The following is a 25187-nucleotide window of genomic DNA, read 5'->3' as shown; positions in this document are numbered from 1 at the left end:
CCGACGCTACCGGCTGACCCTCGGCGGCGGGTCGTCGGCACGTCGGCGGCGCCGCCAGAACAGGTACCCGCCGCCCGCCGCCACCAGCACACCGAGCGTGGCGAGCCCGCGTACGGTCGCGCTGCCGTCGTCGCCCTTGTCGGGTGCTGCCTCCGCTGACGCCGGTGGCGTGACGTTGGAGGACTCGAAGCCGAGCGGGGGAACGTCGGCGGTGAGCGCGGCGACCAGGTCGATCACGCCGTAGCCGTACTGGTCGTCGCGGCCGGGTGGCCCCTTGTCGACGGCGGTGGCGGTCAGCCGGTGGGCGACTTCCTGGGCAGGGAGGTTGGGGTACTTGGAGCGGATGAGAGCAGCAGCCCCGGCAACGATCGCAGTCGCATCCGACGTGCCGGTGCCGACTCGATAGCCCTTGTTGAGTCCGGTGCTATAGATGTCAACAGCCGGCGCTACGACATCAATTTCTGGCCCGGTGACTGAGATGTCAGCATGGTTTCCCTGTCGATCAATTCCGCCGACAGCGATCACGCCTGGCTCGCGAGCGGGGTAGCCAACGAGCGGGGATTTGGAAGTGTTGCCGGCTGCCGCGACGACAACGATGTCGGCGCTAAGTGCAGCCCTGACTGCTTGTTGTAGCTCAATATCAGCCCCGGCTGTCAGCGATACGCTGATTACCTGAGCGTGGTTTTCGATCGCGTAGCGAATGGCCATTGCGAGGGCGGCGGATGTGCCGTCCTCGTGAGCTGGAGACGTGTAGATCGGCAATATCTTCGCCTGCGGGGCTATGCCAAGGGCGCTGTGGGTGTTTTGTCCATTGGCCGCTATTAACCCGGCCATGCCAGTTCCGTGTCCGTCCTTATCTTGTTGCCCGTTTCCGGAGCCGCCCGGAATAACGTCGGTGCCTGGCATCAAGTTGTTCGCAAGGTCTGGATGCGTGGTCACTCCGCTGTCAGGAACAGCAACAACAACACGCTCGCCGCGGCTGATGGTGTGTGCTTTGGATGCTTGCAGGTATTGCAGGTGCCACTGGTTTGACTGCCCTCCAAGAGGGCTGCCGCCTATATGGAAAGAGCTGGCCATTAGCAGGACGGCAGATGCAACAGCTTGGAGTCGCGGCATGTTCAACGAGGAAGGCCGATTGCCGGACCCGGGTCTATCGGCCCCTCATCTTCGGGTGCCTGTACAACGGGATCGACCCCCTCGCTAGTCCTCCACGGATTATCGGAGTCCCAGGTGCCTTCCTCGTCCGGCTTCTTGGATGCCCTCTTTAGAGGCCCGAAGCTGCCGGATCCTGCTGTAGTGGGACTGCCGCCGAGAGGATGCAGGTTCGTAGCGTTAATGTGCTGCGCATTCCGCCCCGCTCCTGGTCGGGATCCCGCCCCTCCAGTGGGAGCTGTCCCGGCTGCTCCGCCACCAATGACGCCGCCCACGGGATTTACCCTACGAGGACCGCCGCTGGTCGGTTGAGCCAAGCCCGGAGGAATGTTGCCGCCTATCAGCCCTCCTATTGGTGCTGAGCGTGTAGGGCTGGCAGGTGGGACGGATCCAGATATCGGACTTCCTTGCATCTGATTCGGGCGCGGAGGTCCTGGCCTTACCGAAGGAGGCAGCACAGGGTTGATGCCTGTGGCCGATGGAGTGCTTGGCAGAGCGGTCGGAGGGCTTGGCAAGGCCGGAGATGGAGGCGGTGGATTCACTACGCTGCCCACGCCGCCCAATATCGGACCAGTGCTGGGCGCTGGAAGCATGGGCGTGGTCTGGGTGGTAGTGCGCGGCGGGTTCGTCCTAGCAGGAGGGGTTGCCGGTAGTGGTACCGCAATAATCGGCGGGATCACGGGTGCGACAACCTCCGTCCCAGGCCGCGCGGAAATGTCATCTACCTTTGGTACCGGCTTCGGTGGTGGCTGGCGAAGCATGACCTGGGCGTGCTGGAGTTCGCCGCTCAGTCCCGTCATCAGTCCGCGCGCCCGGACGTTCAACTGCTCCAAGTCGTCGTCCGTCACCGGGGGACGTTCCGGCAACCGGCTGCCCGCCACCGCCTTCGGGTCGGCGATCGTCGCCTCGTACGCCTGCTTCTGCCGCAGCTTCTTCGCGTACTCCTCGTGCAGCGGCTGCAGTTCGGCCCGCGCGCTGCCGATGGCGCGGGCGGCGGCCGCCAACGCGTCGTAGTTCGCGGCGGCGGCGTCGTGGGTGCGCTGCACGCGGTCGATGAGCTGGTCGAGTTCGGCGATGTACGCCCGCGCGGCGGTGTTGGTCTCCGGCGGCCACGCCTCGGCCAGACCGCGCCGGTATTCCCGAAGGCGGCTCAGGTGGGCCAGGGCGAGGTCGCAGACCTTGCGCCAGCCGGCCACCTGCTTCCACTGGCCGGCGGTGTCCTGGTCCTGCACGCACGCCCACATGCTGAGGACGTCCATCAGCCGCCAGTCGGTCAGCCCGGAGGTGCGTCCGCTGCCCCGTTCGATCACGGCAGGATCACCCGGCTCTGTTCGGGGGCGGTGGGGTCGGCCAGTGGCGGCATCGGGCGGGCGACGGTGCTCGACGGCCCGGCGAGCGCTCGTTCGACGTCGGCCACTCGGGCGGAGGAGAACGCGTCGGCGTCGCCGTAGTGGGCGGCGATCCGTCCGGCGGCGTCGGCGAGGCGGCCGGTCGCCGGTGCGAGATCCCACACGGCGCTCACCGCGGCGGTCTGGGTGTCGTGGTGGGCCTGGAGGAACTGGACCAGCTCGATGAAGGCGTCGGCCGGGTTGGGCACCGGCGCCTTCATGTCGTCGGCGATGTAGGACAGGTGCGGCGAGTAGTTGCGCGTCACCTCGTCCTGGAGGCGGTCGGCGAACTCCCGCATCTGCCGGATGTCGGCCTCGATGCCGCCGTAGCCGCGCAGCCAGCCGGCTGGCTGGTTGTCCTCCGGGATCATCGGAGCCTCCTGCCCGTCACCACACGGTTTCCCTGAGTGAGGTTAATGGCTCGACGCTGATCCCGGCAGCCCCGCCCCGTCGCCGCGGGCGGGAGGTGAGGTCAGCGGGGGAGGCCGGAGGCCCGCCACGCGCCGGGCCCCGCGACGGGCCCGGCCAGGGCGGGGCGTGCGCTGCGCGCCCACTGCGACACGGGGGGCGGCGCGGCGGCCTGGGCCGGGCGGGTGCGGACCACGATCGCGCCGACCAGAGCGGCCAGCTCCTCGGCGGTGGGCACGCCACGGACGATCCGGAACAGCGGCTCCTCGGCAGACATGACCCAAGGGTACGCGTCGCGAATTCGACCTTCGCCGTACAGTGGCGTGCCGACGGTGTGGGCGTCGCAGCGGCCGGGTACGGTTTCTGCGATGTCGAACGCGCTCCCCCAACTCGTCGCCGACCGATACCGGCTTCTCACGCCGCTCGGTCAAGGCGGCATGGGCCGCGTCTGGAAGGCGCGGGACGAGGTGCTGCACCGGGACGTGGCCATCAAGGAACTGGTCCCGCCCCCCGGCCTCACCCCGGAGGAGCGCCGCGAGATGCGTGAGCGCTCGCTGCGTGAGGCGCGGGCGATCGCCCGGCTCAACAACGTCAACGTGGTCCGCATCTTCGACGTGCTGCGCACCGACGGCGATCCGTGGATCGTCATGGAGTACGTGGCGTCGAAGTCGTTGCAGGACACCATCGCCGAGGACGGCCCGGTCTCGGTGGCGAAGGCGGTCGAGATCGGCCTCGGCGTGCTGAACGCGTTGAAGGCCGCGCACAAGGCCGGGATCATGCACCGCGACGTCAAGCCGGGCAATGTGCTGCTCGGCGAGGACGGCCGCGTGGTGCTCACCGACTTCGGCCTGGCCACCATCCCCGGCGACCCGAACGTGACGCGCACCGGCATGGTGCTGGGCTCGCCCGCGTACATCTCGCCGGAGCGCGCCCGCGACGGCACTGCCGGCCCGGAGGCGGACCTCTGGTCGCTCGGCGCCACGCTCTACGCGGCGGTCGAGGGCAAGTCGCCGTACGCGCGCCCGTCGGCGATCGCCACGCTCGCCGCGCTCGCCACCGAGCCGATGCCGCCGCCGCGCAACGCCGGGCCGCTCAAGCCGGTGCTCCAGGGCCTGCTGCGCAAGGACCCGGACGAGCGGATCACCGCCGAGGTGGCCGAGCGCATGCTGCGCAAGGCCGCCGGCCGGCGGGCCAAGAGCATCTCGCTGCTGGACGGCGTACGCCGGCCCGGGCCGAACGGTCCGCGCGTGCCGCGCCCGCCGCTGGTGCCCGCGCCGCGCCCGGCCGACCAGGCCGAACGCGCCGCGTCCGGGGTCGCCGCAACCGGGGGTACGGCGGCAGCCGCCGACCCGACGGCGAAGGTGCCGGCGCCCACCTCGGACGCCGGGCCCACCGCGAAGGTGACCCCGCCGCCCGCCGACCCGACGGCGAAGCTCGACCCGGCGCCCTCGACCGACGAGACGCTTGTGGACGACGAGGCCCGGGTGGACGGCGTCGACCCGGCGCTGGACGAGACGCGGCTCGACGGCGAGCCGGTCACCGACACCCCGGCACCGGTGAGCCCGGCCGCGTCCGGCTCCGCGCCGGTCAGCCCGGCTCCGGCTTCAGCCGATCCCGCGCCGTCGACCGGCCGGGCGACGGTGCTGCCGGTCGAGAAGTCCGCGCCCAACCGGCGCAACCTGCTGATCGGCGCACTGGTCCTGCTGCTGCTCGTCGGCCTGGTGGTGGCCGTGCCGCTGCTGAACAACGGTGACGACGGCGACGGCGGTGAGCCGACGGCCGGCACCTCGGCGTCGGTGGCGCCGCCGCCCGCGCCGAGCGAGAGCGCGTCGCCGAGCGCCCCGGCGGCGTCGGCCAGCCCCACGCCGTCGGCCAGCCCGTCGGCGTCCGGGGCCGCGTTGCCGGCCGGCTGGCGCCTCTACACCGGCCCGAACGGCTTCAAGGTGCCGATCCCGGAGAACTTCCAGGCGCGGGTCGGCGGGGACAACGTCGTGCTCTACGAGGTCGGCGGCAGCCGGCGGGTGCTGTTCATCCAGTGGACGTCCGATCCGAAGCCCGACGCGTACACCGACTGGCAGAAACAGGAGCCGTACCGCGCGTCGCGTGTGCGGGGCTACAAGCTGGTCGGCATCACCAAGTGCGACGGCTACTACCGCACCTGCGCCGACTGGGACTGGCTGGAGACGCGCAACGGCGACACCCGCTTCCACGTCCGCAACCGGGGTGTGGCGACCGCCGGCAACCGGGGCTTCGCGTTGCGCTGGGAGGTGCCCGCGAAGGACTGGGACGCCAACCTGGCCAACTGGGAGATCATCACCAAGGGCTTCGTGCCGGACCGCAAGAACTGACCGGGAATCCCGCGGTTACGAAACTCGCTCGCATGGCTTTCCGTCGTCGGGGGTATGAATCCCTCCGACGACGGAAGGAGGCGCGACATGGGTTACCGACGGAGGTACACCGGCCCGCGGCTGGCACTGTGGATGCTCGTGGCGCTCGGCGACGTCGTACTGCTCCTGATCAGCGCCGGCCTGTCCGCGCCGGTCGCGGTCCTCGGCGTGCTGACGCTCACTGTCGCCGGTGTGGCGGCGTGGCGCCTGATGCGCCGGACGCCGGTGCCCGTCCCGGCCACCGCGCGCCGCAGAGCCTGACCTCGGGTACGACGACAGCGGGACCGCCCCGAGACGAGGCGGTCCCATTGCTTTCGCGCGCCGGTCAGGTGTTGTTGGCAAGCGCGATCAGCCGGCTGCGGTCACCGTTCCAGTAGTTGCGGTCGACGTTGCCGCTGATCCCGGAGACGGAGCCGGTGCTGGTGTACTGCCAGAAGCTCCAGAACGGGGCGCCGGCCGGCAGGGTGCCCGGCGCGCTGGCCCAGCGGGCGAGCCACAGCGGGTGGTTGGCCCACGGGCCGGTCCAGCTGCCGGTGCACTGGTTCCACCAGCTCGTTGTGGTGTAGATGACCGCGTACCGGCCGGTGCGGGAGCGGTAGGTGTTCAGGAAGTCCTGGATCCAGTTGCGCATGCCGGTGGTGCTCAGGCCGTAGCAGTAGCCGCCGCTGTACGGGTTGCCCTCGATGTCCAGCGCGGCGGGAAGCGTACGGCTGTCGGCCGACCAGGCGCCACCGTTGCTGGCCAGGTAGTTGGCCTGGGTGGAACCGGCGGAGATGTTCGGCCGGGCGAAGTGGTACGCCCCGCGGATCACCCCGGCGTTGTACGCGTTGACGTAGTTCGCGTTGAAGTTCGGGTCCTTGTAGCTCGTACCCTCGGTGGCCTTGATGAAGGCGAATTGGATGCCCGAGTTGCGCACGCTGGTCCAGTTGATGCTGCCCTGGTACCGGGAGACGTCGATCCCGGGCGTGGTCGCGGCGGCGGCCGGTCCGGCGGTCGCCACGAGGGCCGCGGCCGCGGTGGCGGCGGCGGCCAGGCCGGCGGCGAGAAGCCGGCGTACGGAGAGTCTGGTACGGGCCATGGTTGCCTCCAGAGGGACGTCCGTCTATTGACGCCCATCTTTGGAGCTTAGTGCCCTAGATCGCAATAGGGGGAAAGGAAATTTTCATCGACGGTCGTCGTTCGCCCAGGTGGCGCGACAGTTGCGGATCAGCGCAGGTCGCTCGGGTCCATCGCCCAGCGGAACGGCTCGGTGACACTCAGCGTCTCGCCCGCCTTGGCCACCGCGTCCTCGACGTAGTGCGCGCCGTCGAGCCGGTGCAGTCGCAGCGAGTGGCTGTCGCCGTCCTGCTCGACGAGCAGGTACCACGGAATTCGGGCGATCGCGTAGAGCTGCATCTTCAACACCCGGTCGACTCCGGAGTTCCGGGGCGAGACGACCTCGCCGACCAGCGCCACACGTTCCGCGTCCAGGATCGCGCCCTCGTCGTCGGCATCTGTGACGACGAGGTCGGGGATCATGATCCGGTCGACGCCGAGCCGAACGTTGACGCCGTGATGGACGCAGAACCCGACCGGCGCGGCCACCGACTCGACGGCGTTCGCCAACCGGCGCACCACCCGCTGATGCCGCAGGTCCGGGGCGGGGCTGACGACCAGTCCTCGGTCGAACAGTTCGACGCGGTGGTGACCGTCGCCCATCGCGAGATAATCGGCCTCGGTCAGCGGGGTCACGGACGCACCAGTTACCGAATCCACCCGACATCATCTCCGTTCCAGTAACTGCCCGGCCAAGTCTGACCGGCTGCGGGAGCACGCCGGTCGAACGACACGGCTCGGGGCGGTAGGCTCCCCGCCCATGCCCCTGATCGACGGTCTCACCACGCTCTGGGACACGCTGACCAGCGCCCAGCCGGACCCGCCGCCGCTGCTCGTGGTTCTCACCGCCGTGGTCGCGCTCGCGGTGGTCGTGGCCCGGCTGCCCTGGCGGATCGCCCGTAACGCGGTGACCATCGCGCACGAGGGCGGCCACGCGCTCGTCGCGTTGCTCACCGGCCGGCGGCTGCACGGCATCCGGCTGCACTCGGACACCTCCGGGCTCACGCTCTCCGCCGGCCGTCCCACCGGGCCCGGCATGATCCTCACGCTGCTCGCCGGATACGTCGCGCCGTCGCTGCTCGGCCTCGGCGGCGCGTGGCTGCTGGCCGGGAACCGGATCACGCTGCTGCTCTGGCTCGCGGTGGCGCTGCTGCTGGCCATGCTGGTGATGATCCGCAACCTGTTCGGCGTGCTGTCGCTGCTTGTCACCGGTGGGGTGGTGCTCGCCGTCTCCTGGTACACCTCGCCCGAGGTGCAGGCCGCGTTCGCCTGGACGTCGGTCTGGTTCCTGCTGATCGGCGGCGTACGGCCGGTGTTCGAGCTGCACAGGCAACGCGCCCGGGGCCGGATGCCGCAGTCCGACGCCGACCAGCTCGCCCGGATCACGCCGTTCCCGGCGCTGTTCTGGGTGGGCGTGTTCCTGCTGGTGAGCGTGGGCGCACTCGCCGCCGGAGCGCTGCTGCTGGCCGGCCCGATCCTCGCCGAATCGGGCCTCACCGCCTGACCGAGCCGAACCGCATCTCGTCCCGGAGCGGGTCGCCTCGCGGCAGGGCAGAATCGGACCGTGCGATACGTGATCATCGGAGCGGGCGCGGTCGGCGGCACCATCGGCGTACTCCTGGCCGACGCCGGCCACGACGTGACGCTCGTGGCCCGCGGCGCGCACCTGGACGCGCTGCGGGAGCGGGGTCTGACGCTGCGCACGCCGGACGGTGACGTGACCGGCCGGCTCCCGGCGGTGGCCGGGCCGGACGGGCCGCCGCTGCCGGCGGACACAGTGCTGGTCCTCACCGTGAAGTCGCAGGACACCGTGGCGGCGCTCGACGTCTGGGCGGACGCCCCGGTCGAGGGTGGCGGGACGGCGGGCGAACGGCTGCCGGTCGTGCTGGCCCAGAACGGCGTCGCGAACGAGCCGGCCGCGCTGCGGCGCTTCGCCCGCGTACACCCGGTGTGCGTGTGGCTGCCCGCCACCCACCTGGAGCCGGGCGTGGTGGTCGCCAACGGCCATCCGCATCCGGGCATGCTGCACATCGGCCGCTACCCGAGCGGCGCCGACGACACCAGCCGCGCGGTCGCCGCCGACCTGACCGCCGCCGGGTTCGTCGCGCCGGTGCGCGACGACGTGATGCGCTGGAAGTACGGCAAGCTGCTCGCCAACCTCGGCAACGGCCTCCAGGCGCTTCTCGGCCGGGACGTGCCCGAAGCCCTGTCGACGCGAGTACGCGCCGAGGGCGAGGCGGCGCTCGCGGCGGCGGGCATCGCCCACACCTCGGTCGCGGAGGAGGCCGCGGAACGCGGTGACCTGGTGTCGCACCGGCCGGTCGGCGGCGAGGAGCGCTCCGGCGGCTCCACCTGGCAGAGCCTGGCCCGTGGTGCGGGCTCGGTCGAGACCGATCACCTCAACGGCGAGATCGTGCTGCTCGGGCGACTGCACGGCGTACCCACCCCGGCCAACGCGGCGGTGCAGACCGCGGTACGCCGGGCCGTCCGCGACCGGATCCCGGCCGGCGGCTTCCCGCTCGGCGAGTTGGAGAAATTGCTCGGCTGAGCGGGCAACCCGCGCCGCGCCGCCAGGCGTGTCCCCTCACGAACACGGGGAGGTGGCAGGTGCCCGACAGCGACGGCTTCGACGAGTTCTACCGGGGCAGCCGGCAGCGGCTGCTCGGCTTCGTCTACGTGCTCACCGGCGACCTCGCCGAGGCGCAGGACGCCGTGCAGGAGGCGTACATCCGGGCCTGGCAGCGGTGGTCCACAGTGCGTGCGTACGACGACCCGGAGGCATGGGTACGGGTGGTGGCGAGCCGGATCGCGGTGAGCCGCTGGCGCAGCCTGCGCAGCCGGGCCCGTGCCTACCTGCGCCATGGCGCGGTGGCGGACGTGCCGGCGCCGAGCACCGAGACGCTGGACGTGGTCGCCGCGCTGCGCCGGCTGCCCGAGGCCCAGCGCACCGCGATCGCCATGCACTACCTGCTCGGCATGCCGGTCGCCGAGGTGGCGCGGGAGACCGAGGCCCCGATCGGCACCGTCAAGGCCCGGCTGTCCCGGGGGCGGACCGCGCTCGCCGGGCTGCTCGCCGTGGTGGACCTGGAAGAGGAGGCGGCAGATGCCTGACGACGTCGCACTCGTGGAGTTGCTGCACCGGGACCTGCGCAACGTCACCTGGCCGGAGCCGGAGGCGATCCGGGCCACGGCCCGGCGGCGCAGCCGGCGCTCCGCCGCGCTCGCCGCGGTCTCGGTGGTGGTCGTCGCGGCGCTCACCGCGACCCTCGTGGACCGGGCCGGTGCGCCGCCACCGCCCGCCGGCGCCGTCGACGGGCCGGGGGAGATCGTGGCCGAGGCGATGCTGGAACCGGCCGACATCCCCGTTCCCACAGGCGAGCGGCTCAGCGAGACCGGCCTCGACGAGCCGGTCCGGGTCGACGACCTCCTCCAGGTCTGCGCCGGGGAACAGGGGCGGCCGGCCGAGGAACCGCGCTCGCGCTACTCGCGGTCGCAGACCCTGATGGAACCGCCGACCGAGCCCGCGACCACCGTCGGATCGGTCCTCACCCAAGAGGTCTACCGGATGGAACCCGGGGCGGCGGGCCGGTTCGTCACCGGCCTGGAGGGCACTGTCGCGGCCTGCGGCGCGTGGCGGACGACGGGCCAGGCCTACACCGAGCGGGGGATGGTCAGCGCCGAGGTCGTGCACCGCTGGTACGTCGCGGCGAGCGGCTTCGCCGGAGATCAGGCGCTGCTGCTGCGCCACGAGGCGAGCGTGCCGCCGGACCAGGCGACCGGCCGGCCGCCCGGCTATGCGCCGTTGTACGAGGACCGGCTGGTCGTAAGGGTGGGTGACCTGGTGACGGTGCTGATCCCGTCCGGCCGGCTGCGGACCGACCTGCCCCAGGGCCAGGTGCCCGAGGCCAGGGTGACCGAGGAACAGGTACGGCAGATGGCGCGGGTCGCCGCCGAGCGGATGTGCGTGGCCGCGAACCCGGGTTGCTGACGCCGGTGCCCCCGCCGATCTCCCGGCGGGGGCACCCGACGCGCTACAGCGGGATGTTGCCGTGCTTCTTCGGCGGCAGCGTCTCGCGCTTGGTGCGCAGCACCCGCAGCGCCCGCACGATCTGGGTACGCGTCTCGTGCGGCGGGATCACCCCGTCGACGTAGCCGCGCTCGGCGGCGATGTACGGGTTGGCGAGCGTGTCCTCGTACTCGGCGATCTTCTCGGCGCGGACGGCGGCCGGGTCCTCGGCGTTCGCCAGCTCCGAGCGGTAGAGGATGTTCACCGCGCCCTGCGCGCCCATCACCGCGATCTGCGCGGTCGGCCAGGCGAAGTTCAGGTCCGCGCCGAGGTGCTTGGAGCCCATCACGTCGTACGCGCCGCCGTAGGCCTTGCGGGTGATGACTGTGACCTTCGGGACGGTGGCCTCGGCGTACGCGTAGATGAGCTTCGCGCCGCGGCGGATGATGCCGTCCCACTCCTGGCCGGTGCCGGGCAGGAAGCCGGGCACGTCGACGAAGGTGAGCACCGGCACGTTGAACGCGTCGCAGGTGCGCACGAACCGGGCCGCCTTCTCCGAGGCGGCGATGTCGAGCGTGCCGGCGAACTGCATCGGCTGGTTCGCCACCACGCCCACCGGGCGCCCCTCGACGCGGCCGAAACCGACCACCATGTTCTGCGCGTACAGCGGCTGCACCTCGAGGAACTCGCCGTCGTCGAGCACGTGCTCGATGACCCGGTGCATGTCGTACGGCTGGTTCGCCGAGTCCGGGATCAGCGTGTCCAGCTCCCGGTCCTCATCGGTGACGTCGAGGATCGCGGGCGCGTCGAAGACCGGCGGCTCGTCCAGGTTGTTCGACGGCAGGTACGACAGCAGCGCCTTGACGTACTCGATCGCGTCCTCCTCGTCGGTGCCGAGGTAGTGCGCGTTGCCGCTGCGGGTGTTGTGGGTGCGGGCGCCGCCCAGTTCCTCCATGCCGACGTCCTCGCCGGTGACCGTCTTGATCACGTCGGGGCCGGTGATGAACATGTGCGAGGTCTGGTCGACCATGACGGTGAAGTCGGTGACCGCCGGGGAGTAGACGGCGCCGCCCGCGCACGGGCCCATGATCAGCGAGATCTGCGGGATGACGCCGCTGGCCCGGACGTTGCGGAAGAAGATCTCGCCGTAGAGGCCGAGGGAGGTGACGCCCTCCTGGATCCGCGCGCCGCCGGAGTCGTTGATGCCGACGACCGGGCAGCCGATCTTCATGGCGAGGTCCATCAGCTTGACGATCTTCTCGCCGAAGACCTCGCCGAGGGAGCCGCCGAAGACGGTGAAGTCCTGCGAGAAGACGCAGACCTGCCGGCCGTCCACGGTGCCGTAGCCGGTCACCACGCCGTCCCCGTACGGGCGGGTCTTCTCCAGCCCGAAGTTGGTCGAGCGGTGCCGGGCGAACTCGTCCAGCTCGACGAACGAGCCCTCGTCGAGGAGCATCTCGATCCGCTCGCGGGCGGTCTTCTTGCCCCGCGCGTGCTGCTTCTCGACCGCGCGTGCCGACCCGGCGTGCACCGCCTCGTCGAGCCGTCGCTCCAGGTCCGCCAGCTTGCCGGCGGTCGTGTGGATGTTGAACCCGGTCTCGGTAGTCACCCGTGGAATATAACGATGGTTCAGGTGTCTGAGGCTGTGCAGTGCGCCTCACCGCTTCGCGGCGACCGGCGGACCCGGTGGCCGTAGGCTGGCGGGATGCCCGGTTCGCCGTACACCGATCTGGACCGACCGCCGCTGTCGGCGGCCCGGCTGCGGCGCGCGCTCGTCGCGCCGCACGGGCCCTGGCGCCGGTTGGAGTTGCTGGCCGAGACCGGCTCGACGAACGCGGACGTGGTGGCCGCGGCGCGGGCCAGCGAGCCGGAGGGCCTGGTGGTGGTCGCCGAGCGGCAGACCGCCGGCCGGGGCCGGCGGGGCCGCGTCTGGCAGTCGCCGCCGCGCGCCGGTCTCGCGACGAGCGTGCTGCTGCGGCCCGGCGAGGCGGTCGCGGAGCGCGGCTGGTCGCCCGTGCCCACCACCGGGTACGGCTGGCTGCCGCTGCTGGCCGGTGTCGCGCTGGCCGAGGCGGTACGGCTGCTGGCCGAGCTGGACGCGCGGCTGAAGTGGCCCAACGACCTGCTGGTGGACGGTGCGAAGTGCGCCGGGGTGCTGGCCGAGGCGGTGCCGGGGGAGAACGACAGGCCCCCCGCGATCGTGGTCGGTGTCGGGCTGAACGTGACGCTGCGCGCCGACGAGCTGCCGGAGAACCCGACCGGGCTGCCCGCCACGTCGCTCCAGCTCGCCGGCGCCACCGCCACCGACCGCGATCCGCTGCTGCGGGCGCTGCTGCGCTCGCTCGCCGACTGGTACGAGCGCTGGCGTGACGCCGGAGGCGACGCGGAGGCCAGTGGGCTGCGTGAGGCGTACCTGGCGGGGTGCGCCACAGTCGGCCGCCAGGTGCGGGTGCTGCTGCCCGACGGCAGCGAGGCGCACGGCACCGCCACCGGCGTGGACGCCGACGGGCAGCTCCTGGTCGAGACGGGCGCCGAGACGTTGCGGCTGGCCGCAGGCGACGTGCTGCACCTGCGGTGAAAGGAAGGGCACCCTCTTAACGCCTCCGGTAGAGGAAGGGCCCCCTGTTAACAACCACGGGTAGCCGTCCGCGCGGCCGATGCCGGCCGGATGCGCCGACCGGTTACGGTCAGCGCGTCCGGTTCTGCGAGGAGGTTCAGCCGTGGCGTTCCCCGAAGACGTGCTCACCGAGGACGAGCACGTCGTGTTGCACCTGCACCCGCACTGGAAGGCCCTGATCCGGCCGGTCCTGGTGCTCGTGCTCGCCGTCGCGGCGGTCGTCGCCGGGTGGCTCCTGCTGCCCGACGGCAGCGGCGGCACGATCGCGCTCTACGCGATCGCGGTGGTCGGCCTGGCGCTGGTGCTGTGGCTGGGTCTGTGGCCGTTCCTGGTCTGGCGCACCACGCACTACCTGTTCACCAACGAGCGGGTGCTGCTCCAGCAGGGGGTGCTGTCGCGTAACCGGCGGGACCTGCCGCTGACCCGGATCAACGACCACGCCATGCACCAGCGTTTCGTGGAGCGGCTGCTCGGCTGCGGCACGCTGACCATCGAGTCGGCGGGTGAGCGCGGCCAGTCGGTGCTGCACGACGTGCCGGGCGTGGACAAGGTTCAGACGAAGCTCTACGAGCTGGTCGAGGCGCACCACGACAAGCACAGCCTGGGTGACGGCGAGATGCGCGAGATCCTGGCCGACATGACCGAGGGCAAGGCCCTGCGCGACCAGCCCTGACGTTGACCGACGGAAAAGGCCGGCACCCCGTGTCAGGGGTGCCGGCCTTTCGTCGTTCAGCGGCGGGCGCGGCGGGGCTCGAGTTCCGCGGCGAGTTCGGCGTCCAGGTCGGTGCCGAGCGCGCCACCCAGTCCGGCGTCCGCGGGTGCGGGGCGGCCACGCGGTGGCGGGAAGTCGGCCACCCGGCCGGCGCCCGGAGCTGGTTCCTCCTCCTCCAGCTCGCTGACCGACTCGGCCAGCTCGGCCACCGGGTCCATCTCGGCGACGTTGTCCCACTCGTCACGCGGCACCGAGTGCCAGGTCTCCTCGGCGTGCTTGGGTACCGGCTGGAAGACGAACGTGCGGTACGACCAGAAGCGGAACAGCGTGGCCAGCAGGACACCGATGGTCTTGGCGACGTTCAGCGCGAGCAGGCCGTGTACGCCGAGGCCGTACTTGGCCAGGGCCAGGACGCCGAGTTCGATGAGCAGACCCGCGCCGTTGAAGAGGAAGAACAGGACGTATTCGCGCCGGAGTGCCGATTTCGGTCGATCACGGTACGTCCAGTGACGATTCATCAGATACGACGTGATCGTGGCGACAATCGTCGCGATCACTGTCGCCTTCAGCTGACCGTCACGGAAAACCGTGAGTGCCAGCGCATTGAACACCGCGTAATTGATGACGGTGTTGATGCCGCCGACGATGCCGAATTTGAGCGCCTCGTGGATGAACTTCTGCCAGCGCTCGGGCAGCAGACGGACTCCAGGCATGCGGAACACCTTAGGCAGTTGGCTGGGCCGGCTGGGCCCGGCGGGTCGGGATGGGCGGTTCGTCACGCCCCGGACTCTCGGTCGTGGCTCGTTGCCGGAACGGGAGGTGTTCCCGCCTCGACGAAGACGAACCGTCGGTACGACCAGAACCGGAAGAGTGTCCCCAGGCCGGTGCCGACGACGAAGCTGGCGATGTTGTCGGCCAGGGGCGTCTGGAACACCGCGGGCCAGATCGCGCCCAGCCCGTAGTGGCTGATCGCCAGGCAGGCCACCGCGATGCCGAGGCCGACCGCGTTGAAGAAGAAGAACAGCGCGTACTCGCGGGCCGGGTTCGACCGCTGCCGGTGCCGCCACGTCCAGAACCGGTTGCCGAGGAAGGCGACGGTCGCGGCGATCACCGTGGAGATGGTCTTCGCGGCCAGCGGCGCCATGTCCCGGCCGCTGGACAGGTAGTTGAAGAGGATGAAGTCCACGACGAAGGCCAGGCCGCCGACGGTGGCGAACTTGCTCAGCTCGTGGATGAGGTGACCGAAACGGTCGAGCAGTGCTCCGATCGGACCCCGGCGGGTCTGCGGAGCCCCCGGTTGGTCTCCGGTCATCGTCGCGGCCACCCGCCGAGAGTACCGGTTGCGCGGTAACCGGGCGGACTGCAACGGCGAGTCGGCCACGACGGCTTCGCCGCGGCCGTCGCGCTCGGGCTGCCGGGGTCGGAGAGGCGTCGCCCGTTCTCGATGTCCGTGAGCAGAGCGTAACGCGCTGTGCGAATCTGTGGAGCGCATCACGGAATCGTCTTTCGCGACATGTTCGTACGCTTCAACTTGATCGGGCGTCGCGGTCACTCGGTGCCGGACCCGGCCGTCGAAGGTTCACCGCAGGATTTGCGTGAAACTGCGCGCGAAAGCGGGTATCAGATCGTGATGCCGCAGCGTGGCCGTACCTTGTGCAGTTCTTCACAACCAGTCCCACTGACTGACGAGGCAGTCCGGTTTACGCTGAGCGCAATCCCAGGTTTCCACGAGGCGGCGTACCAGCCCGCCGGAACTCGTGCACCCCATAGATCGGTCAGCGTCGACCACAAGGAGAAGTGACATGGTTGCTCCGGCTGCTGTTCGGGGTATCGATCAGGCCCCGACGTCCAACCCCAAGCTGCTCGCCTGGGTACGTGAGGTCGCGGAACTGACCACCCCGGACCGTGTGGTCTGGGTGGACGGGTCTGATGAGGAGTGGCGCCGCCTCACCGACGAACTCGTCGAGAACGGCACCCTGATCCGCCTGAATCCCGAGAAGAAGCCCAACTCGTTCTACGCGCGTACCGACCCCACGGACGTCGCCCGGGTGGAGGAGCGCACCTTCATCTGCTCCGTCGACGAGGCGGACGCCGGCCCCACCAACAACTGGATGGCGCCGGCCGAGATGAAGCGGACGATGACGGAGCTGTACCGCGGCAGCATGCGCGGGCGCACCATGTACGTCATCCCGTTCTGCATGGGCCCGGTCGAGGCCGAGAACCCCATGTTCGGCGTGGAGATCACCGACAGCCCGTACGTCGTCGCCTCGATGCGGATCATGACCCGGATGGGGTCGTCGATCCTGGAGGCGATGGGCGACGACGCCGACTTCGTGCACGCGCTGCACTCCATCGGCGCCCCGCTCGCGCCGGGTGCGCAGGACGTGGCGTGGCCGTGCAACGAGACCAAGTACATCTCGCACTTCCCGGAGACCCGGGAGATCTGGTCGTACGGCTCCGGCTACGGCGGCAACTCGCTGCTCGGCAAGAAGTGCTACTCGCTGCGTATCGCCAGCGTGATGGGGCGCGACGAGGGCTGGCTCGCCGAGCACATGCTGATCCTCAAGATCACCTCGCCGGAGGGCAAGGTCTACCACATCGCCGGCGCCTTCCCGTCGGCCTGCGGCAAGACCAACCTCGCCATGCTGGAGCCGACCATCCCGGGCTGGAAGGTCGAGACCATCGGCGACGACATCGCCTGGATGCGGTTCGGCGCGGACGGCCGCCTCTACGCGATCAACCCCGAGTACGGCCTGTTCGGCGTCGCACCCGGCACCGACTGGAAGACCAACGCCAACGCCATGCGGACGCTGGACCGGGGCAACTCCATCTTCACCAACGTGGCGCTCACCGACGACGGCGACATCTGGTGGGAGGGCATGGGTGAGCCGCCGGCGCACCTGATCGACTGGAAGGGCAACGACTGGACGCCGGAGAGCGAGAGCCTCTCCTCGCACGCGAACAGCCGTTTCTGCACGCCGATCACGCAGTGCCCGATCCTGGCCGACGACTACTACGACCCGAACGGCGTGCCGATCGACGCGATCCTGTTCGGTGGCCGCCGCCGGGACACCATCCCGCTGGTCACCGAGGCCCGCGACTGGGTGCACGGCGTCTACATGGGCGCCACGCTCTCCTCGGAGACGACCGCCGCCGCCTCCGGCGCGGTCGGCGTGGTCCGCCGCGACCCGATGGCCATGCTGCCGTTCATCGGTTACAACGCCGGCGACTACTTCCGGCACTGGATCGAGATGGGCAAGGGCGCGGACGGCGACGAGGCCAAGCTGCCCAAGATCTACTACGTGAACTGGTTCCGCAAGGACGCCGAGGGCAACTTCCTCTGGCCGGGCTTCGGCGAGAACTCCCGCGTGCTCAAGTGGGTCATCGAGCGGCTGGAGGGCCGGGCCGAGGCCGTGGAGACGCCGATCGGCATGGTGCCGGCGCAGGACGCGCTCGACGTCGAGGGTCTGGACATGACCCCGGAGGACGTCCGGATCGCGCTGAAGGTCGACGCGGACGAGTGGCGCAACGAGCTGCCGCTGGTCACCGAGTGGTTCGAGAAGTTCGGGGACAAGCTCCCCGGCGTGCTCTGGGCCGAGCTGGACGCGCTGCGCGCCCGGCTGGACGCGGAGCCGCAGAAGTAACAGGTGTGCCTGTTGCCCCCGCCGGGCAACATCGGATGCCATGAGGACGGCCGTTGAACCTGTCGAGGTCCGGCGGCCGTCCGCCGTCCGGGCGCTCACCACGCTGCTCGCCGTGACCGCGGCGGCCACCGTCGTGGTCGAGCTGCTCAACTACTGGTACGCCCCGGAGCAGGAGTTCGGTCTGGCCGTACGCACCGGCTGGGCGATGCTCCGGTCGCTCGGCTTCCTGCTGCTGATCGGGCAGGTGAACAAGGGCCGGGTGGGTGCGCGGCCGTTCGGGCTGATCCTGGCCGTGACCACGATCTTCGCGGTCGGGCGGCTGATCGTGCCCCGGCAGGGGGTGCCCGCGCTGCCGGGCCTGGTCGGGTTCGCCGTGCTCACGGCGCTCTGCGTCGCCGTGGTGGTGCTGCTCTACCGCTCCGAGGCGATCCGCGCGCACCTGGTCCGGCACCGCAAGGGCCTGGTCGTCGAGGGCGGGACGATCGCCTGGCGGGAGATGGCGCCGAAGCGCCCGCAGGCGAACGGCTGGCTGCTCACCGCCCGGGTCGCGGCGTTCACCTACAGCCCGCTGATGCTGGTGCCGGCGCTCGTCGCGACCGGCGCCGTACTGGACGGGCGGCTGGCCGCCGTACCGGCATTGATCTTCTGGTTCGGCGCCGGCATCGCGGTCAGCTACGCCGTGCTGTTCTGCACCGCCTTCCTGCTGCGCGACCGGGCATGGGCGCGACGGGCGCTGGTAGTGGTCACACTCGGCGTCCTGGCGATCGACCTGCCGCTGTGCTGGTGGCTGCTCGGCACCGACGGCCTGATCCGCGACGGCGCCCCCCTGGTCACGGCGGCGGCCCTCACCTTCTACTCCCTCCACCGCGCCACCCGCACCCCGCCCTCACTCGGTTGACCATGAAGTTGGCGGCGGATTCGATCTCCTTCGCTGCCGTCAACCTCATGATCGTCGCCCGGGGCGGGGTGCGGCGGGGCAGGATGAGGACATGTGGGACGTCGTGGTGGTGGGGGCGGGGCCGGCCGGAGCGGCCGCAGCGCTCGGCGCTCGGCGGGCCGGGGCGGCGCGGGTGCTGCTGCTCGACCGGTCCGACTTCCCCCGCGACAAGGCGTGCGGAGACGGCATCGCCGCGCACGCGCTGGACGTCCTCGCCGAGCTGGGCGTGACCGGCGCGGTCGACGGCTACGCGCCACTGCCCGCGCTGCGCCTGGTCGGCCCCGGTGGCGGCACCGTCGCCCGGACGCTGCCCCGGCCCGCGTACACGGTGCCCCGCCAGGTGTTCGACGCGCGCCTGGTGGCAGCGGCGGTGGCGGCGGGCGCGGAGTTGCGGCGGCACACCGTACGCCGGGTGGAGATCGCCGCCGACCGGGTGGTGCTCGACGGAGAGCTGTCCGCGCGGGCGGTGGTCGGCGCTGACGGCGCCGGATCGGTGGTACGGCGCGCGCTCGGCCACCCGGTCAACCTGGACCGGCACCTGGCGCTCGCCATCCGGGGCTACGCGCCCACACCGACCGGGCCGCCCGAACAGCTGATCGTGACCTCGGCGGCGCGCTGGCCCGCGTACGCCTGGGCCTTTCCGATCGGCGACGGTCGCGCGAACGTCGGGTACGGGGAGGTGCTGCGCGGCGAGCCACTGACCCGCGCGCACCTGCTGGACCGGATGGCCGCGCTGCTCCCGGACGTCGACCCGGCCACGGTGACCGGGTTGCGGGCGCACCACCTGCCGCTGTCCACCCACCGGCCCGCGCCCGGCCGCGGACGGGTGGTGCTGGCCGGGGACGCGCTGTCGCTGATCAACCCGTTCACCGGCGAGGGCATCTTCTACGCGCTGCGCTCCGGAGCGCTCGCCGGCGCGGCGGCGGCCGGCTCCCCGGCCGGGGCCGCCCGGGTGTACGCCGCCGCGCTGCGCGCCCGGCTCGGCACCCACCTGCGGCACAGCTCGGTGGCGGCGTGGCTGGCCCGGCGGCGCCGGGTGGTCGACGCGGTGGTCGGCGCGGCCCGGCGGGACGAACGCGTCTACCGCACCGTGGTGGAGCTGGGACTCGGCGACGGCCGGCTGGACGCGCGCACCCTGATGGCGATCGGGGCGGACCTGCCGCGACCACGCCGGACCGGCGCACAGTCAGGTGATATGCCACCGAGACACTGATCTCTCCCGCGGGTCGCTACCCTGCAAGGTGATGACTCTGCGGAAACTCCTCTACTCCGTGTACGAGCGCCGGCTGACGGCGAAGCTCGCGGGCAAGCCCGTACCCGCACACGTCGGCGTGATGTGCGACGGCAACCGCAGATGGGCCCGGGAGATGGGCTTCGTCGACCCGAACGACGGCCACCGGATGGGCGCCGAGCGGATCAAGGAGCTGCTCCGCTGGTGCGACGCGGCAGGCGTCGGGCACGTCACACTCTGGCTGCTCTCCACCGACAACCTGTCCCGCCCGGCCGCCGAGCTGGACCCGCTGCTCCAGATCATCGAGGACCTCACCACCGAGCTGGCCGAGGAGGGCAACCCCTGGCGGCTGCGGATGGTCGGCGCGCTCGACGTGCTGCCGGCGCAGCACGCCGCCGCGCTCAAGGCCGCCGAGGAACGCACCCGCGACCGCGACGGCGGGGCTCAGGTCAACATCGCGGTCGGGTACGGCGGGCGGCGCGAGATCGCCGACGCGGTCCGCTCGCTGCTGGTGGAGCACGCGGCGAACGGCGGCACGATCGAGGAACTGGCCACCTCGATCAACGTCGACCACATCTCCGAGCACCTCTACACGAAGGGGCTGCCGGACCCGGATCTGATCATCCGGACCAGTGGCGAGCAGCGGCTCTCCGGCTTCATGCTCTGGCAGAGCGCGCACTCGGAGTTCTATTTCTGCGAGCTGAACTGGCCCGACTTCCGCAAGGTCGACTTCCTGCGGGCCCTGCGCTCCTACGCCACCCGCCAGCGCCGCTTCGGCACCTGACCCCCGGCGCCCCCACCCGCCGCCCTCTCGCCCCGCCCTCGCCTCGCCCTCGCCCCGGCGATCTTGCATTTTCGGCCCCGAGGGCGGGGCTTTTGCCCTGCTTTGCCGGGGCGGCAAGTGCAAGATCGCGGGGGAGAAACCGCGGGGGCGGGGGCGGGGGTGTCAGCGGAGGTGGGGCAGGGCGGCGGTGAGGAAGTCGGCCAGGGCGGCCGGGGAGTCCAGGGTCAGGTCGGCGGCATCGGCCACCTCGTGACCGGTCTCCGGGTTGGCGACGGCGACGCAGACACCGAGGAAGTCGGGATCGGCGGCGGCGCGGGCGCGCAGCGCGGCGAACGCCTTGATGTCGGAGACGTCGTCGCCGAAGTACCAGGCGCCACCGGCGTCCCGGACCGTCTCGCCGATCACCATGCCCTTGTCCCGGTCGACAGGGGGCTTCAGTTCCAGCACCATCCGGCCCGGCTGGGCGCGCAGGCCCAGCCGCTCGGCCTGGGCCCGGCCCCACTCCTGCACCAGGTCGCCGAGCTGCGGGGCGGTACGCCAGTGCAGCGCCACGGAGAGCCGCTTGAACTCGACGAGCGCGCCGGGCGGCAGTTCGGCGCGGGCCTGCTCGGCCAGCTCCGACATGGTCGGCACCCACGGCAGGGCGGCCGGCTCGGTGACCGTCTCGCCGCCGGAGTGGCTGTGCTCCAGGCCGTAGAGCCCGTACAGGTCGATGCCGGCGAGGCCGCCGAGGTGGTCACGCAGGAAGTCCACCGGGCGGGCGGAGACGATGGCGATCCGGCGGACGTGCGGGGCGAGCGCCTCCAGCGCGGTGAGCACGTTGGGCGCGGGCCGTACGGCCGTGGGGTCGTCGTCGACGGGCGCCAGTGTGCCGTCGAAGTCGAAGAAGAGGACGACGTCACCCGCGCGGTCAGCGGTCGCACGCCATGCGTGCTCCGCGTTCAACGGGGTCTTCGGCTGCTGGTTGCCCAGATTCAACGGCGGCACGCGCGTCAGCGTACCCCGCGCCGGGCGGCGTATTCGTGGCCGAGATGTGACGTCGGAACGACGTGGGGATCAGCGTTCGGCGGCTCCTCGTCCCCGGCGACCGAACGGCACCACGGCCGCCTCCTGCCCGTGGCTGAGCAGGTAGCCCTCCACGAAGCCGGTGTTGCGGTCGCCGGTGTGTGCCTCGATCTCGTTGAGCCGCGCCACCAGGAACTCGGTGAGCGCGCTGACCCGGTCGTTGAGCCGATCGTGCAGCTCGGCGACGACGGCGAGGATCACCGCGGTGCCGGCTGTGGTGAGCGCGAAGAGGTTGACGACCAGGGGAAGCTGCCCGCCGTCCAGTACGCCGACCACCACGTTGCCGGTCACGCACGATGTCAGCGACACCACCGCGACCACGACTGCCAACCATTTCAGGGTCATGGACAGACCCCTCCTTCTGTCCCGCAGGGCTGGGTTCGGCTGTGTCCCGTCCCCCCGCCGATGACGAGCCCCTAGCAGTACAAACGTGGACGCTAGCGGGTCCGATCCGTCCCCGAGGCGAAACGATCGGGTCCGACCTTCCGTTCTTTCGCCATCTGAGGAACTACCCGGCTTGTTTACCCCTATTTCGGACACCGCCCGGCAGAGTCGGGCGATATGCGAGGTAACGAATGGTTTCTCGAATGTGGAACTTCTCCGCGTCGGAGACGTTCGGATCGACCAGCCGGCGCAGCAGCGCCTCCACGTCCGGGTCCATCGGGGGCGGGGTCGGCGCGGTACGCGGTCCGGCGGCGCGGTCCCAGCCGAGCGCGGTGAACGCGGCGGCGGGGTCGAGCCCCAGCCCCTCGCAGAAGGCGACCACCCGTTCCGCCTCCGGGTCGCTGGCCCAGTCGCCGCGTACCCATCGGTTGATGGTCTGCCGGGAGACGCCGGTGCGCCGGGAGACCTCGGTGCCGCTCCAGGCCCGCAGTGCGCGGGCGTCGTCGAGCGCGCGCCGGACGAAGGTGGCGAACGCGATCTTCCGTGCGTTGGTCGTCTCGGTCACCCCGTGACGGTACGGCCAGTCGGTCCTAGAGGACGGCTCGGCGCGCTGCTGTCACGCCGACGTGACGATGATCCGGGATTTCCGGTAAACGATTCAGTGCTGCTCCTGAGGGGTGTCACCCGGGCAGAATAGATGGACACGAGTACGGCGGCAAAGGCCTGAAAAGCTGATACTGTCACGCTCATGAGACAACTTACGGTGTGTCACGTGCTTGAGACGACGAGTGCTCACATGCGTCACTCCGCGGGTGCCGAGGGGGTTTCGTGACCGAGCTCGCGACACGTGCCCAGGCTTTCGGGCTGATCGCGGACGGAGTGTCCGCCGGGCTGAGCGCCCCCTGGCGTCTCTATCTCGCCCGCGGGTGCCGGTATCTCTCACTCAGCGTCGGCGACCGGGGGGAGTGGGACGCCTGGCGGACCCATCTCGGCTGCCCGGAGCTGAGCGTGCGGGTCTACGACTCCGGCGGGGAGATCCGCCGGGCGTCGGTGGCCGAGGTGATCCTCGACGGCTGCCGGATCAGCGTGGAGCTGGTCGAGGAGGTCAGCACCGACGATCTGGAGCGCCTGCTGGTGGTCGACCCGCTGCCCGGGGCGGACGAGCGATGACCCCCTTTCTCGCCGTGGTGCTCGTTCTCCTGCTCGGCTCCACCTGCTACGCGGCCGGGCGCCTGCACGGTCAGCTCAGCTACCGCATCGGCTACCGGTTCGGTTACCGCCAGGGCTACTTCGACGGTGACCGGGGCGCCTGGAACCGCCGTCGGCGAGATGCCCAGGCGGCGGTCGCCTCGGCGCTGTCCGGTCCCGGCCCGACCGTGGTGACCTCGGCCGGGCGCTCGGCCGTGCCGTTCGCCGGCACCTCCGTACCCGCAGCGGTCGCCGCCCGGCCCGGCTCGGCCCCGGCCGTCCGCGTCACCGCCACGGCCCAGCTCGGCGCCGTCGGCCGGGTGGGCACCACGTACACCGGATCGTCGTTCGGCGCGGCCGGCGCCGGACCGCGGGCCGGCACGCTGGTGCGCCGCCAGGGCTGAGGCCCGCGCCGCGTCGCGGCGCCGCAGTGGACGACCGGCCGGGGTGCGCGCAGGGGGCATGCATCCCGGCCGGTTCCGGTCCGCCGGTCACTCGAACGGGTGTACGTCCGGCGAAGACCGAACGATGATCCACGCGCACCTCTAGCCCCGCGGCCCCGGTGCGATTAGCGTCTAGGCATGGCACGGGGTTTTCCCGGGCCAGCCGGACAGCCCGGACCTGCGTCCTCGCGCACGGGGCCCGCATCCGACCCCGTGTCCTCCGGGCACCGGAAGAGGCGGAACTCGGGTGGCCGGGTGCCCATCCGCGGAGCAGGCCTGTGACCACTCGCCGTACCCCCGCCGGAGCCGAGCAGACCCCGGCCTCGACCGCCCCGACCCGCCGGACCACCCGCAGCCGCCGCGGCGCCGCCGCCGCGGAGGCCGAGGAGCCCCGACCAGCCGGCCCGGCCTTCGTCCTGGACACCTCGGTCCTGCTGTCCGACCCGGCGGCCTTCCACCGCTTCGCCGAGCACGAGGTGGTGCTGCCGCTGGTGGTGATCTCCGAGCTGGAGGGCAAGCGACACCACCCCGAGCTGGGCTGGTTCGCCCGCCAGTCGCTGCGCATGCTGGACGAGCTGCGCGTGCGGCACGGCCGGCTGGACCGCCCGGTGCCCGCCAACGACCAGGGCGGCACGCTGCGGGTGGAGCTGAACCACACCGACGACGGGGTGCTGCCGCCCGGCTTCCGCAACGAGTCGAACGACGCGCGCATCCTGTCCGTGGCGCTCAACCTGGCCGCCGAGGGGCGTGAGGTCACGCTCGTCAGCAAGGACATGCCGCTGCGGGTGAAGGCGGCCTCGGTGGGCCTGCGCGCCGACGAGTACCGGCACGGTCAGGCCAGCGACCCGACCTGGACCGGGATGGCCGAGCTGGACCTGGCCGAGGAGGAGATCGGCCGGCTGTACGCGGGCGAGACGCTCGACGTCGACGCCGCGGCGGGCCTGCCCTGCCACACCGGCCTGGTGCTGCACTCCGGGCGGGGCTCGGCGCTGGGCCGGGTGCTGCCCGACAAGACCATCCGGCTGGTCCGGGGCGACCGGGAGGCGTTCGGTGTGCACGGGCGCTCGGCGGAGCAGCGGGTCGCGCTCGACCTGCTGCTGGACGAGTCCATCGGCATCGTGTCGCTCGGTGGGCGGGCCGGCACCGGCAAGTCCGCGCTGGCGCTCTGCGCCGGCCTGGAGGCGGTGATGGAGCGGCGCCGGCACAAGAAGGTGATCGTGTTCCGCCCCCTGTACGCGGTCGGCGGCCAGGAACTCGGTTACCTGCCCGGGTCGGAGTCGGAGAAGATGTCGCCCTGGGCGCAGGCCGTCTTCGACACGCTCGGCTCGGTGGTGCACGAGAACGTGCTGGAGGAGGTCACCTCGCGCGGGCTGCTGGAGGTGCTGCCGCTGACCCACATCCGCGGCCGGAGCCTGCACGACGCGTTCGTCATCGTGGACGAGGCGCAGTCGCTGGAGCGGGGCGTACTGCTCACCGTGCTGTCGCGCATCGGCCAGGGGTCGCGGGTGGTGCTCACCCACGACGTGGCCCAGCGGGACAATCTGCGGGTCGGCCGGCACGACGGGGTGACGGCGGTGATCGAGGCGCTGAAGGGGCATCCCCTCTTCGCGCACGTCACGCTCAGCCGATCGGAGCGTTCTCCGATCGCCGCCATGGTCACCGACCTGCTGGAGGACATCCCCGGCTGAGCGCCGCTTTTGCCCTACTTTGTCCGCATTTTTAGGGTGACGCAGATCACTTTTGAGC

The 25187-nt window shown here is 71.3% G+C and carries 27 protein-coding genes; 16 read left to right on the top strand and 11 right to left on the bottom strand.

Going from position 1 to position 25187, the window contains the following annotated elements:
• Positions 1–6 precede the first annotated feature (6 nt).
• Positions 7–1116 (bottom strand): S8 family serine peptidase, encoded by a 1110-nt coding sequence (locus tag FB455_RS19005; protein WP_145754372.1) that lies wholly within the window; start codon positions 1114–1116, stop codon positions 7–9.
• 795 nt (positions 1117–1911) lie between these two features.
• Here FB455_RS19005 and FB455_RS19000 point away from each other — a divergent pair.
• Complete coding sequence (locus FB455_RS19000) at positions 1912–2166, top strand: hypothetical protein (RefSeq protein WP_145754369.1); 255 nt, start codon at positions 1912–1914, stop codon at positions 2164–2166.
• 292 nt (positions 2167–2458) lie between these two features.
• On the opposite strand, the gene FB455_RS18995 is transcribed toward FB455_RS19000, so the two are convergent.
• Together FB455_RS18995 and FB455_RS18990 are read right to left on the bottom strand one after the other, a co-directional pair.
• Positions 2459–2911: a hypothetical protein gene (locus tag FB455_RS18995; RefSeq protein WP_013284042.1), complete on the bottom strand. Its 453-nt coding sequence runs from the start codon at positions 2909–2911 to the stop codon at positions 2459–2461.
• A gap of 101 nt (positions 2912–3012) precedes the next feature.
• Positions 3013–3225, bottom strand: a complete 213-nt coding sequence (locus tag FB455_RS18990) for an acyl-CoA carboxylase subunit epsilon (RefSeq protein WP_030270707.1) — start codon at positions 3223–3225, stop codon at positions 3013–3015.
• 91 nt (positions 3226–3316) lie between these two features.
• Here FB455_RS18990 and FB455_RS18985 point away from each other — a divergent pair, with 91 nt between their 5' ends.
• Together FB455_RS18985 and FB455_RS18980 are read left to right on the top strand one after the other, a co-directional pair.
• Positions 3317–5296 carry a serine/threonine-protein kinase gene (locus FB455_RS18985; RefSeq protein ID WP_013284044.1) on the top strand — a complete coding sequence of 660 codons (1980 nt, stop codon included), beginning with the start codon at positions 3317–3319 and terminating at the stop codon, positions 5294–5296.
• An 87-nt stretch (positions 5297–5383) separates the two neighbouring features.
• The gene (locus tag FB455_RS18980) at positions 5384–5596 is read left to right on the top strand and encodes a hypothetical protein (RefSeq protein WP_013284045.1); all 213 of its coding nucleotides are present in this window, start codon (positions 5384–5386) and stop codon (positions 5594–5596) included.
• Between the two features lie 64 nt (positions 5597–5660).
• Here FB455_RS18980 and FB455_RS18975 read toward each other — a convergent pair whose 3' ends face one another.
• Both FB455_RS18975 and FB455_RS18970 read right to left on the bottom strand, forming a co-directional pair.
• A complete protein-coding gene (locus FB455_RS18975; protein WP_013284046.1) occupies positions 5661–6413 on the bottom strand; it encodes a GH25 family lysozyme in 753 nt (250 codons plus the stop codon).
• Between the two features lie 128 nt (positions 6414–6541).
• Positions 6542–7090 (bottom strand): Uma2 family endonuclease, encoded by a 549-nt coding sequence (locus FB455_RS18970; RefSeq protein WP_013474008.1) that lies wholly within the window; start codon positions 7088–7090, stop codon positions 6542–6544.
• A 100-nt stretch (positions 7091–7190) separates the two neighbouring features.
• Here FB455_RS18970 and FB455_RS18965 point away from each other — a divergent pair, with 100 nt between their 5' ends.
• The 4 genes from FB455_RS18965 to FB455_RS18950 are packed head-to-tail and all read left to right on the top strand — an operon-like array spanning position 7191 to position 10418.
• A complete protein-coding gene (locus FB455_RS18965) occupies positions 7191–7934 on the top strand; it encodes a M50 family metallopeptidase (protein WP_145754366.1) in 744 nt (247 codons plus the stop codon).
• 60 nt (positions 7935–7994) lie between these two features.
• A complete protein-coding gene (locus FB455_RS18960) occupies positions 7995–8978 on the top strand; it encodes a ketopantoate reductase family protein (RefSeq protein WP_041798799.1) in 984 nt (327 codons plus the stop codon).
• A gap of 59 nt (positions 8979–9037) precedes the next feature.
• On the top strand, positions 9038–9541 hold the full coding sequence (locus FB455_RS18955; protein WP_013284050.1) for a SigE family RNA polymerase sigma factor: 504 nt from the start codon (positions 9038–9040) through the stop codon (positions 9539–9541).
• Positions 9534–10418 (top strand): hypothetical protein, encoded by an 885-nt coding sequence (locus tag FB455_RS18950; RefSeq protein WP_013284051.1) that lies wholly within the window; start codon positions 9534–9536, stop codon positions 10416–10418. The genes FB455_RS18955 and FB455_RS18950 overlap by 8 nt, the downstream gene beginning before the upstream one ends.
• 43 nt (positions 10419–10461) lie before the next feature.
• Here the strand turns inward: FB455_RS18950 and FB455_RS18945 are convergent, their stop codons facing one another.
• Positions 10462–12045 carry an acyl-CoA carboxylase subunit beta gene (locus FB455_RS18945; RefSeq protein ID WP_013284052.1) on the bottom strand — a complete coding sequence of 528 codons (1584 nt, stop codon included), beginning with the start codon at positions 12043–12045 and terminating at the stop codon, positions 10462–10464.
• Between the two features lie 96 nt (positions 12046–12141).
• Here FB455_RS18945 and FB455_RS18940 point away from each other — a divergent pair, with 96 nt between their 5' ends.
• Both FB455_RS18940 and FB455_RS18935 read left to right on the top strand, forming a co-directional pair.
• A complete protein-coding gene (locus tag FB455_RS18940) occupies positions 12142–13014 on the top strand; it encodes a biotin--[acetyl-CoA-carboxylase] ligase (RefSeq protein WP_013284053.1) in 873 nt (290 codons plus the stop codon).
• Positions 13015–13156: 142 nt separating this feature from the next.
• A complete protein-coding gene (locus tag FB455_RS18935) occupies positions 13157–13726 on the top strand; it encodes a PH domain-containing protein (protein WP_013284054.1) in 570 nt (189 codons plus the stop codon).
• Between the two features lie 56 nt (positions 13727–13782).
• Here FB455_RS18935 and FB455_RS18930 read toward each other — a convergent pair whose 3' ends face one another.
• Together FB455_RS18930 and FB455_RS18925 are read right to left on the bottom strand one after the other, a co-directional pair.
• The gene (locus tag FB455_RS18930; protein ID WP_030270720.1) at positions 13783–14478 is read right to left on the bottom strand and encodes a GtrA family protein; all 696 of its coding nucleotides are present in this window, start codon (positions 14476–14478) and stop codon (positions 13783–13785) included.
• Positions 14479–14540: 62 nt separating this feature from the next.
• Positions 14541–15077, bottom strand: coding sequence for a GtrA family protein (locus FB455_RS18925; RefSeq protein ID WP_013284056.1), 537 nt, complete (start codon positions 15075–15077; stop codon positions 14541–14543).
• A 490-nt stretch (positions 15078–15567) separates the two neighbouring features.
• Between FB455_RS18925 and FB455_RS18915 the strand changes: the two genes are divergently transcribed.
• From FB455_RS18915 to FB455_RS18900, 4 genes are all read left to right on the top strand, one after another.
• Positions 15568–17409 (top strand): phosphoenolpyruvate carboxykinase (GTP), encoded by a 1842-nt coding sequence (locus FB455_RS18915; protein ID WP_013284057.1) that lies wholly within the window; start codon positions 15568–15570, stop codon positions 17407–17409.
• A 40-nt stretch (positions 17410–17449) separates the two neighbouring features.
• On the top strand, positions 17450–18307 hold the full coding sequence (locus FB455_RS18910; RefSeq protein WP_145754363.1) for a hypothetical protein: 858 nt from the start codon (positions 17450–17452) through the stop codon (positions 18305–18307).
• A 91-nt stretch (positions 18308–18398) separates the two neighbouring features.
• Entirely contained in the window at positions 18399–19559 is a 1161-nt protein-coding gene (locus tag FB455_RS18905) for a geranylgeranyl reductase family protein (protein ID WP_145754360.1), read from the top strand.
• Between the two features lie 31 nt (positions 19560–19590).
• Positions 19591–20361 carry an isoprenyl transferase gene (locus FB455_RS18900; RefSeq protein WP_013284060.1) on the top strand — a complete coding sequence of 257 codons (771 nt, stop codon included), beginning with the start codon at positions 19591–19593 and terminating at the stop codon, positions 20359–20361.
• Positions 20362–20523: 162 nt separating this feature from the next.
• Here FB455_RS18900 and otsB read toward each other — a convergent pair whose 3' ends face one another.
• The 3 genes from otsB to FB455_RS18885 form a co-directional block, all read right to left on the bottom strand.
• Entirely contained in the window at positions 20524–21348 is an 825-nt protein-coding gene (gene otsB / locus FB455_RS18895) for a trehalose-phosphatase (RefSeq protein WP_013284061.1), read from the bottom strand.
• 69 nt (positions 21349–21417) lie between these two features.
• Positions 21418–21771, bottom strand: coding sequence for a hypothetical protein (locus FB455_RS18890; RefSeq protein WP_013284062.1), 354 nt, complete (start codon positions 21769–21771; stop codon positions 21418–21420).
• A gap of 163 nt (positions 21772–21934) precedes the next feature.
• Complete coding sequence (locus FB455_RS18885) at positions 21935–22375, bottom strand: XRE family transcriptional regulator (protein WP_013474018.1); 441 nt, start codon at positions 22373–22375, stop codon at positions 21935–21937.
• Between the two features lie 263 nt (positions 22376–22638).
• Between FB455_RS18885 and FB455_RS18880 the strand changes: the two genes are divergently transcribed.
• The 3 genes from FB455_RS18880 (at position 22639) to phoH2 (ending at position 25129) form a co-directional block, all read left to right on the top strand.
• Positions 22639–22980, top strand: coding sequence for a hypothetical protein (locus FB455_RS18880; protein WP_013284064.1), 342 nt, complete (start codon positions 22639–22641; stop codon positions 22978–22980).
• Positions 22977–23402 (top strand): hypothetical protein, encoded by a 426-nt coding sequence (locus tag FB455_RS18875; protein WP_145754358.1) that lies wholly within the window; start codon positions 22977–22979, stop codon positions 23400–23402. The genes FB455_RS18880 and FB455_RS18875 overlap by 4 nt, the downstream gene beginning before the upstream one ends.
• 317 nt (positions 23403–23719) lie before the next feature.
• On the top strand, positions 23720–25129 hold the full coding sequence (gene phoH2, locus FB455_RS18870) for an RNA 5'-3' helicase PhoH2 (RefSeq protein WP_013284066.1): 1410 nt from the start codon (positions 23720–23722) through the stop codon (positions 25127–25129).
• The last annotated feature ends 58 nt before the right edge of the window (positions 25130–25187 follow it).

The sequence above is a fragment of the Micromonospora sp. CNZ296 genome (assembly GCF_007827635.1).
This window is presented reverse-complemented; position numbering and strand designations above follow the sequence as displayed.